Origin of the sequence: Cupriavidus metallidurans CH34 (genome assembly GCF_000196015.1) — a bacterium.
GTDB classification, from domain to species: Bacteria; Pseudomonadota; Gammaproteobacteria; order Burkholderiales; family Burkholderiaceae; genus Cupriavidus; species Cupriavidus metallidurans.
Genome location: NC_007974.2, coordinates 833649 through 848503 on the forward strand (window position 1 = coordinate 833649; position 14855 = coordinate 848503).

Genomic DNA, 14855 nt, shown 5'->3' on the forward strand with positions numbered 1-14855 from the left:
CACATTTTAGGCCGCGTCCTACGGAACTTCCTGTTTGCAAAGCTAATAATGCCAATTCGGGTCTCCTTACCCACGGCTAATTTTCTAGCTGTGCCATGGCCACGTTATCCGCTCATACCCAGAGGTCTGAGTTTCTGCGAAGAAATAGAATAGGAGTTTTGCCGCGATGGATCGGAGGGAGGGACTTGGTCAGGGCTTGGATTGGGCGGCGCTGACGAGATCGGTCGTGCGCTGGTTGGGAGCAAACAGGAAGCCGTTTTTATTAACGATGTCCATGGCATCGTTGGTACTGTTTGCCTTGATATTCTACTTCCTTCGCCCCTACCAGAGTGAAGGCTTTCTGCGAGCTAGCAGGCCCCTGACGGAGTTCAATATTCAGCGTTCGTCCTTCGAGGACAAGGACAGCTTTCGGCGCTATCTCCGGGCCAACAAGCTGACTGGCACCCCAGACGCGCAGTATCTGACGGATGTCACGGGCCCGCAACTCATGACCAAGTGGGTCAAGGTTGTTATGGCCTATACGAAGGAGGATCTCAGGTTGCTCGCCGATATGAAGGCTCCGCTTGATTCCAGTATCCTTGGTTTCACCATTTCCTTTCGCGGGGCATCGCCAGAATCTGCCGCAGCGCGTGTGAGGTTGATGGGTGACTACCTCAGGGATGCAATGCTTCGTCAGGGACTGCTTGACGTCATTCACCAGCGCGCCGGGGAAGTCAGGGCAGAGAAGCAGAAACTCGATAACAAGCTGATCGGCAAACGCGCTGAGCTTGAAGAGGCGACTCGCAAGCTCAACGCGCTTAAGGAGATTGCGGCGAAGTATCCCGAGGCCTCGAAGTACGAATCGCGCCAGCTACTGTCGTCCAACACGGATGGCTCGCGCTATCTGTCTCCTGTGATGCAGCTTGTGGGTGTGGAATCGAGCATTGCAGATATTCGCAATACCCTTGTGTCGCTGGAGCGCGATGCAGCGCAAAACGATCTGCGGCTTAAGTTCTATGTGGGGGCGGAGAAGATCAACCCCTCCGTGAAATCAGGAGAGGAGTTGTTTAAGGACTTCAAGGACTTGCGCGCGGAGACTTTCAAGGACGTACGCCTTGACGATGATCGGGTGCGCGAAGTGGTCAACGGGATCGATCTGCTGGCGGAGACACTGCAGACGAAGTACCTCGTGAATACGCGCTTCACATCGGGGCCGTCACTTCCTGACCGTCGATCCGGGCCGGGGATAGGCCTGATGCTGGCCTTCTCATTGGTATTCGGTGTGATCTTCGCTGGTGTGGCATTCGTCGCGCGTGGCTGGATGCGTGGCGTAATGAGGATTGAGAGCCTTGCGGCTCCGGGTGTTCGCTCTTACTGATCGGCTACGTACGTGATGCAGACTCGTAGCCGCGGCATCCTGGGCGTTGTCATGCGCGCTGCCATGATCAGGCTTATGGTCTACGGGAAATCATGACCGTGCATCCAACCCGCATTGCCGCGCAGCGCATCCTGGCGGTGCTGCAGCAGGGCAGGATTCTTAGCCGGATTGACATGATGCAGATGGGGCTGGTTGCAACGCCACGCGAAGCCGAAGGAGCACTGGAGATCCTCCGGGCGGCCGGCACAATCCGTCGCAGCCGGGTAAGCGCCAGCTGTGCGGCGAAAGATACCCGCTACGAAGCCACAGGCTTCACTCTTCGGGAACCGAGGCCGAAGCCCTCAGCAGCGAGCTTCGATGCCTTGCTTCAGGTCTGGCACATTGCGTTACCCAAGGCGCCGCGCCGCGGCCATGTCCGGGATATGTTCGCCCAGGAGGAGAAGCGGTACCTGGCCGAAGAACTTGAACTCGGCACGAATGGCGAGAACAGACAAGGCTGAGAACAGAGCCCACAAGGTGAGCGACGGGCGGTGGCCGTTGGACGCCGCAGAATTGCCAACAATCGACGCGCCGGGGTCAAATGTCCCTGAGCTTCAGTCTCTGCTCTGTCTGCACCGTGCGACTTGCTTGATTGTAGAAACGAGCTCATCAGGATCAGATCTGAACGACTTCGCATGTCCCATCGTCGCTGCCGTGGGCGTGGCGCCGAACATGGTGGTTTCCAGGTGGGGTAAATCTCCGGACCACGACAAGCAAGAGTATCCACGCCATTGGACTATGCCTCGGCGGTTGCGTCGGAACGGGCCGCCAACTCGCAGTCACACTCTGTGTGGTCCCTCTCGCTGGCCGCTTCGCCGCCGTCCAGCATTAGGTCCGGGCTGGCTTCCATGATCTGGTTGATACCTTGACTTCCCCTCCGGGGTTTAGCCCGGAGGGGAAGTCAAACCGATACAGTTTGGAGAGCGCCGCTCTGCAAGCTGCGGTTGGCTAGCCTGTTGCGAGCATGTCGGCGCCGATGTCGACAGCCTGCCGACCAAAGCCCCAGCGCAGGCCATTCCTTTGCGAGCCAGGCCTGCAGGGCCGGACGGCAATGGCATTGCTCAGTTGAAAGACTGGCGGCATACCTTTCGGCGATCTCGCGGCCGCTCAGGTCCGCAACCATGGCGTCGAGCATTCCTGTTGAAACACCGTTCTCCACGCGCTTCCCCCTCTCAAACCGGTGCAGTCATTGGCCAACTGTAGGCCATGGCCATGGTCGATCGGAGCCATGGTTGCGATCAGCGTTCGCCGCGCGTATTCACTTCGGCAAGCATTCTCCGCGCAGTGACAGCAATCAGCCAATGGGCCTGGGCCTAATCTCGATGCCGTAGCGGCTCCAGCGCAGCCAGTCGCACGATATGGCGCAGGCCGCCCGCATGTTTAGGTGGCTGCCTATTAAGTTTTGGAAGTGCAGTGGTTAAGCTCCGCAACGCTCGCTACAGCCGCATGGGCTGTCGCGAACATAGGCCGGGCCGAACGCTGGCACGCGTTTAGCATCCGCGAAGAGCAGTTCCTTGGGGTACTGGATAGGTTGCCGCGATTGGACAGCTCCTTCTTCGCGCGGGCATTTCAAACTCGTTGATCTTCATTCTCCAACATGAAAAAACTCCTACTCTCCACGCTGGTTGTGTCCTCGCTCGGCCTAGCCTCGCAGTTTGCAGCCGCTGCCGACGGCACCATCACCTTCAACGGTCAGGTCACGTCCAATACCTGCACTATCAATGGCGGCACTCCTGACTTCACCGTCACGCTGCCGACCGTAGCGGCCGGTACCTTGAGCGCATCGGGCAATACCGCAGGCCGTACGTCGTTCAACATCGCGCTGACCAGCTGCACGGGCAGTAGCGCACACACCTACTTCGAAGCGGGCCCGACGACCGATTCCGCAGGCCGCCTGATGCTGACCACCGGCAGTACCGCCTCCAACGTGCAGATCCAGCTGCTCAACGGCAGTGACCAGACGTTGGTCAAGGCCGGCTTTGCCGATGCGTCGCAGAACTCGCTATCGGCGAGCATCAGCGGGGGGTCGGCCACGCTGACGTACTACGCCGAGTACTACGCCACAGGCGCGGCCGGTGCAGGGTCGGCCAACTCCAGCGTGATGTACACCATCGCCTACAACTAAGCCGGAAACGGATGGCGGAATCTCACAGTTCTGCCATCCACCTGCTTTGGATTTGACCCTGTCTTCCTGAAATGATCATGACACGCACGCGGATGATTCGATATGTCTGGACCACGACTTTGCTGCTGGTACTCGGTCTGGCCGTTGTGTTGCAGGCCGAGGCATCGGTGGTCCTTGCCGGCACGCGCGTGATTTTTAACGCCAATGAGCGTGAGACGACGGTCAGGCTGAGCAACGAGGGCAAGGTGCCAGCGCTCACGCAGGTGTGGCTGGACAAGGGCGATCCCAAAGCGGCACCCTCGGAGATCTCCGTGCCGTTCACGGTAACACCGCCGGTATCGCGCATCGACCCTGGTAAGGGGCAGACGCTGCGGATCTTTTATACCGGTGAGGCGCTGCCGCGGGACAAGGAATCGGTCTTCTGGCTGAACGTGCTGGAGATTCCGCCCGAAGCCAGTGGGGAGGCCAACAAGCTGCAACTGGCCTTCCGCACGCGCATCAAGCTCTTCTTCCGGCCGGCCGGGCTGGCCGGCACGGCGCAGGATGCGCCAGCCAAGACCGAGTGGCGGTTGCTGCCGGGCGGCAAGCAGGTGCAGGTTCGCAATCCAACGCCGTACTTCATCTCGTTCTCTGCTTTCGAGATCGAGGGCAATGGCAAGTCGGTGAAATTCGATGATGGCGGCATGGTCGGCCCCGGAGACACACAGGTGTTTGCGCTGAACACCGCTGCGACTCCCGCGCCCGGCCTGAAGGTTCACTACCACGCCATCAGCGACTTTGGTGGCGCCATTGACGGAGAGGCCGCGCTCGCCGTCACTCCATGATGCTCTCGTCGGCTGCCTAGGGCAGCCCCTTTCCAGACTCCTTCCTTTGTGGGCAAGACCCCGGTCTGCCGATCAGGGCAGCAGTCTGTCCGCTGTTTCTATCTGATTCCCGAATGCGTCAGTCATCTCCAACTCTCCCAGTGCGCCGTCAGATCAGTCTGGCTGCGTGTCTGCTGGTAGCCAGCGCGGCCGCCATGGCCGCCGACGGCGGGAGCCTGGTGGCTGAGGCGAAGTTCAGCAGCATGTTTCTGCGCCAGTCACCCGGCGAGCAGATCGATCTGAGCCGCTTCAACCGGGGAAACGCGGCACTGGCCGGCACTTACCGCGCCGACCTGTATGTCAACCAGACCTGGATCGGCCGCGCCGACGTGACGCTGCGCGCCGTCGACGGGAATGGCAGTAATGTCCAACCGTGCTTTGACCGGGCGCTTCTCGAGCGCATGGGGGTGGATCTGACCAAGCTCAAGCCGCAGGCCAGCGCACGCCTGGAGGGCGAGGGGGCTTGCGTCGCGTTGCCGGAGATCATCGAAGATGCAACGGCAACCTTTGATAATGGCGAGCAGCGCCTGGACGTGAGCGTGCCGCAGGCGAACATGTCGCGCCAGGCCCGCGGCTATGTGGATCCGAAGTACTGGGACGAAGGCATCAACGCCGCGCGTTTGCAGTACAACGCCAATGTGTATCACAGCGACAGCCAGGGCATCGCTTCGACCCAGGGTTACCTGGGTCTGGACGCCGGCGTGAACATCGGCGCCTGGCGTTTTCATCATCGGGGAAACTTCACACACGACCAGCAGACTGGTAATCACTACCAGAGCGTGCAGACGAACTTGCAACGCTCGATCGTGCCGCTCAAGAGTCAGCTAGTGATTGGCGAGGCCTTCACCGATGGGTCGCTGTTCGACAGCGTGGGCTTCCGTGGCGTGCAGCTGGCCAGCGATGACCGCATGTATCCCGAGTCGCAGCGCGGTTATGCGCCGATCGTACGTGGCATTGCCCAGAGCAACGCGCGGGTGCAGATCCGCCAGAATGGCAACATCCTCTATGACACCACGGTTTCTGCCGGTCCGTTCGAGATCAACGATCTCTATCCGACTGGCTACGGCGGTGACCTGGAAGTCAGCGTCACCGAGGCCGACGGCAGCGTGCATGTCTCGCGTGTGCCCTACGCGGCCGCCGTCAACGCGCTGCGCCCCGGTGTCACGCGCTATAGCGTCACGGCGGGCCAGTACCGCAATCCGAGCGTTCATATCTCGCCGCTCCTGCTGCAGGGCACGGTACAGCACGGTTTCACCAATCTCTTCACCGGCTACGGAGGCTTCGTGGCATCGCCTCACTACATCGCCGGCCTGTTGGGGGCAGCGCTGAACACCGACTATGGCGCCTTCGGCGCGGACATCACCCATGCCACCACGTGGCTGGTTAATGAGCCCAGCCGCAGTGGCCAGAGCGTGCGCCTTTCCTACAGCAAGCTGGTGCAGCCGACCAACACCAACCTTACGCTGGCCGCTTACCGTTACTCCAGCGGAGGCTATCTGGGTCTGGCCGACGCGATGAACCTGCGGGACCTGGATGAACGCGGCATGGCCTCTGCCATGAGTGGCATCCAGCGCGGTAGGTTCCAGGTCACTGTCAACCAGAACCTCAGGCAGGGCTGGGGCAACTTCTATCTGTCGGGTTCTGTGCAGGACTACTGGAACCGCAATGGCCGCGATACCCAGCTCCAGGCTGGGTACAACAACAGCTACAAGCGTATCAACTACGGCGTCTCGGTCTCACGCCAGCTCAACGTCACGACCAACAAGTGGGACAACCGCGTGATGCTCAACGTGGGCATCCCGCTGGGCAAGAGTCCGCGCGCGCCGTATTCGATGACCAGCCTGCAGCAGGATTCCTCGGGCAGCACCAGTCTGCACGAAACGGTGACGGGCACGCTTGGCAGGGACAACGCCGTGGCCTACGGTATCAACGTGGGCCGCAACAGCGGCAATGGGGCGGCCAGCACCAGCGTAGGTGGCAATGTGTCCTATGTATCGCCGGTGACGACGCTCAGCGCGAGTGCGAGCAGGAGCAGCAATTACACGCAGATGAGCGCAGGGCTGGCCGGCGGCATCGTGGCGTACGCGGGGGGCGTGGCGTTCACACCGAGCCTGGGCGATACGGTGGCGGTCGTGGAGGCCAAGGATGCGGCCGGCGCGCGGCTGACCAACGGCAGCGGCCTGCGCGTGGATCCTTGGGGCCATGCGGTGGTATCGAACCTGACGCCGTTTGCGCGCAATCAGGTCGAGATTGATCCACAGGGACTGCCGATGAATGTGGAGTTGAAGTCGACCATGCAGCAGGTGGCGCCGACCGCCGGGGCCATCGTGAAGCTGAAGTTCGACACCGAGAACGCCGGCCGCATGGCGATCCTCGAGGTCAGGCGTGCTGATGGCAAGCCGTTGCCGTTTGGGGCCGAGGTGCGGGACGCGGGTGGCCAGCCTGTGGGCACGGTGGGTCAGGGCGGGCGCATCATCGCGCGCGGGCTCAAGACCGACAGCGGCACCCTCAGCGTGGCGCTGGGGGAGGACGCAGCCAAATCATGCCAACTGCGCTACCAGTTGCCTCAGGAGCGGAACGACCGCCCCGCTTCGGTGGCCCTGATGCAGGCGACGTGCGCGGAATGAGGATCAAGTCAATCGTGACAGATCAGATCATGAAACCCGCTTGGAACCAATTGCGATTGAGAGGATGAACGTGACGTATAGAACGATCAAAGCTGCACTCCGGTGGTTTGTGCTGCCGGTCTTGCTGGCCCTCGGCGTGAACCATGGAGCCCTTGCCGCGTGCACAGTAACGACCGCCAATCCGGATTACATCTACACGCTACCCAGCACCCTTACTGTGGCTCGCAACGCACCGGTGGGTACGGTGATCCTTAGCTACGCCCCCCCGGGACAGAACAACCCTACGGCCTCTGGCACCTGCCCCGTGACGGCATATGCGGTCGATGCCATGGCCGGCTCATGGACCACGACGTCTGTCGCGGATGTGTACGCCACCAATGTCCCTGGCATCGGTATCAAGGTCCTCGGGAAAGCCAGCAATCACCCAGTACCACTACTCCCTACGGTGTACCAATGGTCCGGTAGCGCCACCGGACCTTTCAGCGGCTATTGGGACAGCTTTGGGTATCAGCTCGTCGTTACCGGGCCAGTTTCCCCAGGGACGCTCAGTTTTGCGAGTCCTGTGGCCAGTATGTGGCTGTCGACTTCCACCACCGCGCTCGTGGATGCGGCGGTCGTCACCAACCTGCAGATCAACGGCACCACAAACATTGTGGCGCGTGCATGTACCACGCCCGATGTGACTGTCAATCTCGGAAATCACCTGTCGTCGGAATTCTCTGGCGTGGGCTCGAAGACCTCGTCGACGAGTTTCAACATTGCGCTGAATGGCTGCCCGTCCGGGCTGAACACGATCCAATACCAGATCGATCCGGTAACGTCGATCGTGTCGGGTACCGGCAATACGGTGGTGGCCCTGAATAGCGGCTCGACGGCCAACCGAGTTGGCGTCCAGTTGCTCGACGGGAATGGCAACCCGCTGGCCTTGTCCTCGCCCATCACGTTTAGCGGATATAGCAGCAGCACCGGCGGCGACTACACGATTCCACTGAAGGCCAGGTACTATCAGATCGATACACCCGTTGGGCCGGGTTCTGCCAATACATCGATGATATTTACGATGACCTATCAATGACTGTGTGGCGGGCTGGTCGCTCGCGGTGTGCAAGAAGTCTTGTCATGTGGATGCAGGCACGCGTCGCCACAGCCCTCACGGCTGCGCGTGTTCCAACGTATCCAGCGATAGTCGGCCAAAGGTGGCCTGCATCGCGCGCCGATACAGCCCGCCGCCAGCCAACATAACCGGGTCGATCACCGTCGACCGTCTCGTAAGAGGCACGCGTGGCACACACAAGCGACAATCCTGAGAGCACGCTTCATCCATGCGCATCCAACACGCATTCCGCCTGATCACGCTTGCCATGGTGGCGACGATCGTGGGCTTCGGCAGCTATCTCTGGACCGAGGAGTGGCGGGCATACGCCGTGGCGCAACACAGCGAGGCGATGCTCCAGGCCTTTCGCGCCACGCTGGTTGCCGCCGAGAAGGTCTCGGCCGAGCGGGGGCCATCCAATGCCGCGTTGGGCGCAGCGCCTGGCGTCGCCGCCGGCGCGCTGTTGCGAGCGCGGGAACAGAGTGACGCCAGTCTGACTGCGGCCATAGCAATGTTGCACGGTGCCAACTGCCCGGAGTGCGGCGCGGCCAAAGGCAGCCTCGAGCATGCCCGGGCGCAGTTGGCGGCAGCGCGGTCCCAGATCGACCGGCTAATCGCCCGGCCATTGTCGGAACGACATGATGTGCAACGGGCCGTGAGCGGGATGTTCACCATCGTCGATGAGATCCTGCGCGTCGCGGACGGCCCGCTGTCGCGCCTGCAGCGCTCCGCTCCTGTGGCGGCGCAGCACGCGGTCAGTGCGCGATTTGCCGCCGAACTGCGCGAGTATGCGGGTCGCGCCGGCTCCGAGTTCACCAGCGCACTGGTCAGCAATCGTCCGATGCACAGCGAGGAGCGCGAGCGCCTGGCGGGGGATCTCGGGCGCGTGCAGACGTTGGGGGACCAGATCCAGCAGCGCGTCAGCTTCCAGTTGGCGTCGAAACCCGGGCTACGCGACGCCGACACTGCGCTGCACAAGCGCTTTTTCGGTGACGGCCTCGCCTATCTCCAGAAGGTCGAGGCGATCGGTCCGGCGGAACCTCGGCCGACGACGGCAGAGTTGGCCAGCACCTACGTGCCACTGATGGCGCCGATCGTCGCCATGCGCGACGCCGTGCTCGACGTGGCTCAGGCGGAAGTGCAGGCTGACACGACGCGCGCGAAGAGAAGGCTTGGTGGCTTGTTGGCGATCCTCGCGATCATCACGTCGTTTGTCGCAGCCACGTTCTGGCTGTTCGCGAAGCGGGTGCTGCGTCCACTTACGCTAGCGACGGAGGCCACCGTTGAGCTGGCCGAGGGGCGATACGACGGGCCGACACATGTCTGGCCCAAGACCGACGAGATTGGGGCCATCTTTGTCGCGCTGGAACAGTTGCGGGCGGGCCTGCTGCGGAAGGTGGCGCTCGAGCATGAGCGCACGACGCTGATCGCGAGGCTGCAGGCGGCAGTCACGCACGAGCGTGCCCAGATGATGGCGCTGGCCCAGGCGCGCGACGCAGCCGAGGCCTCGGCGCGCACCAAGAGCAGCTTCCTGGCCATGATGAGCCACGAGATCCGCACGCCGTTGCAGGGCATCCTCGGCCTGCTGGAACTGGTGGAGTATTCGCCTTTGTCAGCCGAACAGCGAAGGCAAGTGCGTCTGGCCTCGGAGGCAGGTCAGGCGCTGCGACAGATCCTCGACGATGTGCTCGACTACGCCAAGATGGACGCGGGCCGGCTGCGTCTTGCGTTAGCGCCACTTGATTTGCGCGGGCTGTTCGCCAATGTGCTGAGCCTATTGGCGCCGCGCGCGCAGGCCAAAGGGTTGCAGTTGCAGCAATGGGTGCAGCCCGACGTTCCGGTTCAACTCGTGGCCGACGGGGCTCGGCTGCGACAGATTCTTCTCAACCTCGTGGGCAACGCGATCAAGTTCACCGAGTGCGGCAGCGTGGATTTGCTCGCCAGTGTTGAGCCGACCAGCGCCGGCGAGGACGTGCTGGTGGTCTCGGTGGCGGACACAGGCATCGGGATCGCACCGGAGGATATTGCACGGCTCTTTACCCCATTCGTGCAGGGCGAGAGCGGACCGGCGCGCCGTTTCGACGGAACCGGACTGGGCCTGGCAATTTCTCGGCAACTGGCGCAACTGATGGGAGGTGAGCTGATGCTCGACAGTACACTAGGTGTTGGTACGCAGGTGATGCTGCGCGTGCCGATGCCGGGTTGCCCCGACGCTGGATCGCCCCTGTCGAACTCTGAGAGACGAGAGCATCGCGCCGAGTTCAGGTTGGCATAGGTGGCGGCATCAAGTTGATGCGCATGATCGCCAAGGATCTGAGGCGGGACCTCGAAAGAAGAAATCCGCCCGCTAAAGAATTGCCTGCGCCATTTTTTTCTTGGAGTACCGCATGAATGGTGTGCGCCTGTTGACGAGGCGGATTCGGTGGATCGACCTGCTCGGTCTGCTACGGTGCGTTGGCTTCTTGCTGTTGATGTCCATCTGGCATGACGCAGTGGCGCAGCAGCCCATTGCTACCACGGCGCAAACGATACGGGTTGGGGTAGTGCAGAACGACTGGCCGCCGTTTGCCATCGTGCAAGACGGACAGGTGAGCGGCATCGGTGTCGACTTCCTGCGCGCGGCGCTTGGCGACCGCCCCGTGCGCATTGTCACGACCACGTTTGCCAGTATGCCTGCCCTGCTGGCCGCCGCGTGCGCCAACCAGGTGGACGTGGTGCTGAACGTTGGCGAGACTGCCGAGCGCGCGCGTTGCCTGCGCTTTTCCGAGGCCTACTTCGATGCCACTGCCGCAATCGTCGGCCGCGCAGGGGCAGCGGGGCAGGATGCCGTCGCATTGGAGCAGGCACGGATTGCGGTGGAGCCGGGCTCTTTCATGGACGAGCGGCTTCGCGCACGGTTCCCGAATGCGCGGTTTGTGCCCGTGAAGGACGCTGAAGGCGGGTTGCGTGCCGTACGCGACAACCAGGCGGATTACTACCCCACGCGGCAGCCAGTGGCGGACTATTACTTGGGACGGCCCGAGTACAAAGGCCTGGCCGTTCAGGCAGGCTACCGGGAGCCCGGTGGCGGCCTGCATTTCGCGTTCAGTCCGGCCGCCGCCGCCCTACAGACCACCGTCAATCAGGGGCTCGCCACGATGCCACAAGACGCGCGGCGCGCCATTATCGGTCGTTGGGTGACGCCTCCGATCGTAGCGTCGTCGCCTGCAGGAGAGTTCTTTCTGACGCCGGAGGAGCGGGCGTTTCTGCAATCGCTGCCCGTGCTGAAGGTGGCATTCGACGCGGGGTCGGCACCCTATAGTTACGTCGACGACAGAGGACGACCCGGCGGCATGGCGGCTGACTACCTGTCATATCTGGGTCGCACGCTCGGCGTACGGTTCCAGCGTGAGCGTGCCGCACCCTTTGCGCAGACCGTGGAAGCGCTGCGGCAAGGCAAGCTGGACCTGATGGCCGTCGCCGTGGCCGAGGATCCAGCGCTGGCTGGCCTGCCGGTGACCCGGCCCTATGCCTCCTTCCCGATGGTCATCGTGGGGCGCCAGCTGGATGTGGCGGTCGAAGGCCTCAACGACCTGACTGGCAAGCGTGTGGTCGTTTGTGAGGCGAGTGGTGTGGAGGGCCTGCTCAGGGCAGCCGTCCCGCATCTGCAGTTGTCCGTCGTAAGTTCCGTGCATGCCGGCATGGAGGCGGTTGCCAATGGGAAAGCCGATGCATATGTGGACGATCTGGCTACGGTGGACGTGGAGCTGCAACGTTATTTCGCGGGGACGCTGCGCATCATAGGTTCCGGCAGACAAACGCTGGACATGGGCTTTGGCTTGTCCCCCGAGCTGGGAGCACGGCTGCTGCCGCTCATTGACCGTGCCATGGAATACATGCCGCAAGTCGAGCGCCTCGCGATCCAGAGCCGTTACATCGCCGCCAGCTATGCTCTGGAGCCCTCATGGCAGCAGGTCCTGCGACGCATCGCCCCATACCTGGTCGCCGTCATCGTTATTATCGGGATCCTGCTGCGCTCGCAGTATCGATTGCGACGGGAGGCGTCCGCCAGGCGACTCGCCAAACAGCAGCTTCAGGCGCAACTGGATTTCCAGCGCACGTTGATCGACGCCGTCCCGATTCCGATCACCGTCAAGGATGCCCAAGGGCGATACGTTGAAGTCAATGCCGCCTTCCAGTCGCGGGCGGGGATGACTAGACAGCAGATGGTTGGTCACTTGCCCACAGAGCTGAATGTGCCGGGCAACCGCGCAGCCGAAGCGTTGGAAGCGGGCTCCCGGCGAGCCCTGGAGACCCAACAGCTGCAGCAGTTTGCGGTGGACTACGTGGACGCCGATGGCAAGCAACGCTATTACCTGTGCTGGGCGCAACCCATCAAGAGAGTCGGGCCGGAGTTCGCCGGGGTCATCTCGGCCGCGGTGGATGTGACGGAGATTCGCAACGCCGAAGCCAAGGCCCAAGCTGCCGAGGCCATGCTTGTGGACGCGACTCGCCATTTGCCCGCCACGGCTTTCCGAATGCGCGAGCGCGACGGTGTCTTTTCGTATGAGTGGGTGAGCGGCAATGCGCAGCAACTGCTCGGTCGCTCATCAGAATCGTTGATTGGTCCGGCTAATCCGCTGCTGGGCATGGCCAACGTGGAGGACCGCATCGCGGCGTTGGCCGCAGCCGAAGAGGCCAAAACCACGGGGCGGCCTTTGAGCGCGGACATGCGTCTTCTGATCCGTGGACAAACACGCTGGATCCGCATCCATGCCGTGCCTAAGACAGAGCCGGATGGCGGCGTCCTGTGGCACGGCTACTATGTGGACCTCACGGAAGAGCGCGAGCGTGCCAACGCACTGGCGCAGGCAAAGGATGCGGCCGAAGCGGCATCGCGAGCCAAGGACAGTTTTCTGGCCATGATGAGCCATGAGATCCGCACGCCAATGAATGGCATTCTCGGCCTGATCGAACTGCTGCAAAGAACGCCGCTGACGGCCGAGCAGCAGCGCATGGTCGCGTTGGCCGGCGAGTCTGGCCAGGCACTCGGACGGATACTGGACGACATTCTGGACTACGCCAAACTCGAGGCCGGGCGGCTTGCCATCCTGCGAGCGCCGGTGGATCTTCGGGAACTCTTCGACGGCGTGCTCGGCTCGCTGTTGCCGCAAGCTTTCCAGAAGGGCTTGCGTCTGAAGCAAAGGGTGAGCGCGGAGGTGGCGGCCATCGTGCAGGCCGATGGCATCCGTCTGCGCCAGATTCTGTTCAATCTGCTAGGTAATGCCATCAAGTTTACCGATCACGGCAGCGTGATGTTGCGCGCAACCATGGAGCCAGGTGCTACCGGGTTGCCAATGCTGGTCGTGGTCGTGGAAGACACTGGAATCGGTATTGCCAGGACGGATCTCGCTCGCCTGTTCGCCCCGTTCATGCAAAGCGAGCGCAGTACCGCACGCCGATTCGGTGGAACCGGGCTGGGGCTAACCATTGTCAGGACGCTGGCAGAGCTCATGGACGGCGAGATAACCCTGAAGAGCGAGGCGGGGGTGGGTACGACGGCGGTACTCCGGGTGCCATGCGAAGTCGTCAGCCAGGGCTATGATTTGCCGAACCTCCGCGGCAGGGCGCTATCCGTTCTTGTCAGCGATGACAGCAGGCGTGCGGCCCTGATCGCCTACGGCGAGGCCGCCGGCATGCGCTGCGTCAGCCCGGAGGATGAGACTCCGGACGATGGCATCGCAATTACCGATCGGATGGAGCGAGCCGGGCGAAAGGGCCAGTTTGCGATTCACCTGACCGATGAATTGCTGCCATTGGGTTACAGCCAGGATGAGTCTGGCGTGTCGCTCGGCAGCAATCCGTTGCGATGGACGGCTTTTGTGGGAGCACTGGAAGCGCTGCTCAAGGGCATTGCACCAGCCTCACCACAGGCCTCGCGGGCGGGAGAGGGGAAAGCAGACGATCTGGTGCCCCAGGGCGCCAGGATCCTTGTCGTCGAGGACCATCCCATCAACCGGGAAGTTATCGGGCAGCAATTGCGTCTGCTGGGCTACCGCAGCACGGTGTGCACCAACGGGCAGGAAGCGGTAACGGCGCTGCGGGCCGATACGTATGATCTGGTGCTGACTGATTGCCACATGCCGGTCATGGACGGATTTGACTTGACTCGGTCGATCCGGGCGAGTGATCGGCCGTCCGTCCGAGCGCTGCCCGTGGTGGGACTGACTGCAACAGTCGCCAGGGAAGAGCATGTCCTGTGCATGGAAGTGGGCATGAACGCGTTCCTGGTGAAGCCGGCGACATTGGCATCGCTACAGCAGACGATCGAGACCGCATTGCAAGGAGGTCCGGAGGCACCGTCGCCCAAGACGGAGGTTCGATCTCGGGAAGCATCACCGGCCCGTCGGACGCCCGAATCCGGCGGATTCCGTCCGGAATGCATCGATACCGTCGGGCTGCGGTCCCAACTGGAGCCCATGTTGGCGGAGCGCGACGTGCGCCAGATCTTCTTGCGATCCCTGGAACAAGACCGCGACGCCTTGCGTGCGCAGCTGGCGGCGCCGACGCCCGCAGGACTGGGCAAGTGGTGTCATCGTGCCGGTGGCGCGATTTCGGTGATGGAGCAGCCATACCTGCACGAGTTGCTCGATCGGCTGGATGGTCTGCTGGAGACCGGCTCCCCGGCTCAAATCCAGTCGGCGGGCGCTTCGCTGTCGGCGATGTATGACTACCTGATCGATTGGCTGGAGAAGCTGGATGTTGCGTGACC

8 protein-coding genes are annotated in these 14855 nt (G+C 62.4%); all 8 read left to right on the forward strand.

Annotated features, from left to right (window positions below; genetic code table 11):
• Nucleotides 1–166: 166 nt before the first annotated feature.
• The 8 genes from RMET_RS21930 to RMET_RS21965 all read left to right on the forward strand — a co-directional run bounded on the left by RMET_RS21930 (nucleotide 167) and on the right by RMET_RS21965 (nucleotide 14853).
• A complete protein-coding gene (locus tag RMET_RS21930) occupies nucleotides 167–1357 on the forward strand; it encodes a hypothetical protein (protein ID WP_029309782.1) in 1191 nt (396 codons plus the stop codon).
• Between the two features lie 92 nt (nucleotides 1358–1449).
• Nucleotides 1450–1857, forward strand: a complete 408-nt coding sequence (locus RMET_RS21935) for a hypothetical protein (RefSeq protein ID WP_011518739.1) — start codon at nucleotides 1450–1452, stop codon at nucleotides 1855–1857.
• Between the two features lie 1136 nt (nucleotides 1858–2993).
• The gene (locus tag RMET_RS21940; protein WP_011518742.1) at nucleotides 2994–3521 is read left to right on the forward strand and encodes a fimbrial protein; all 528 of its coding nucleotides are present in this window, start codon (nucleotides 2994–2996) and stop codon (nucleotides 3519–3521) included.
• Between the two features lie 77 nt (nucleotides 3522–3598).
• Entirely contained in the window at nucleotides 3599–4345 is a 747-nt protein-coding gene (locus RMET_RS21945) for a fimbria/pilus periplasmic chaperone (protein ID WP_029309783.1), read from the forward strand.
• A gap of 113 nt (nucleotides 4346–4458) precedes the next feature.
• Nucleotides 4459–7011: a fimbria/pilus outer membrane usher protein gene (locus tag RMET_RS21950; protein WP_011518744.1), complete on the forward strand. Its 2553-nt coding sequence runs from the start codon at nucleotides 4459–4461 to the stop codon at nucleotides 7009–7011.
• 40 nt (nucleotides 7012–7051) lie between these two features.
• Entirely contained in the window at nucleotides 7052–8086 is a 1035-nt protein-coding gene (locus tag RMET_RS32675) for a fimbrial protein (RefSeq protein WP_152560182.1), read from the forward strand.
• 247 nt (nucleotides 8087–8333) lie between these two features.
• Complete coding sequence (locus RMET_RS21960; protein ID WP_011518746.1) at nucleotides 8334–10379, forward strand: ATP-binding protein; 2046 nt, start codon at nucleotides 8334–8336, stop codon at nucleotides 10377–10379.
• 196 nt (nucleotides 10380–10575) lie between these two features.
• The gene (locus RMET_RS21965) at nucleotides 10576–14853 is read left to right on the forward strand and encodes an ATP-binding protein (protein WP_232310530.1); all 4278 of its coding nucleotides are present in this window, start codon (nucleotides 10576–10578) and stop codon (nucleotides 14851–14853) included.
• The last annotated feature ends 2 nt before the right edge of the window (nucleotides 14854–14855 follow it).

Bases quoted from the DNA above. Each gene is read 5' to 3' on its own strand.
- RMET_RS21930 (WP_029309782.1), top strand. From the start codon at position 167: ATGGATCGGAGGGAGGGACTTGGTCAGGGCTTGGATTGGGCGGCGCTG.
- RMET_RS21935 (WP_011518739.1), top strand. From the start codon at position 1,450: ATGACCGTGCATCCAACCCGCATTGCCGCGCAGCGCATCCTGGCGGTG.
- RMET_RS21940 (WP_011518742.1), top strand. From the start codon at position 2,994: ATGAAAAAACTCCTACTCTCCACGCTGGTTGTGTCCTCGCTCGGCCTA.
- RMET_RS21945 (WP_029309783.1), top strand. From the start codon at position 3,599: ATGACACGCACGCGGATGATTCGATATGTCTGGACCACGACTTTGCTG.
- RMET_RS21950 (WP_011518744.1), top strand. From the start codon at position 4,459: ATGCGTCAGTCATCTCCAACTCTCCCAGTGCGCCGTCAGATCAGTCTG.
- RMET_RS21960 (WP_011518746.1), top strand. From the start codon at position 8,334: ATGCGCATCCAACACGCATTCCGCCTGATCACGCTTGCCATGGTGGCG.
- RMET_RS21965 (WP_232310530.1), top strand. From the start codon at position 10,576: ATGTCCATCTGGCATGACGCAGTGGCGCAGCAGCCCATTGCTACCACG.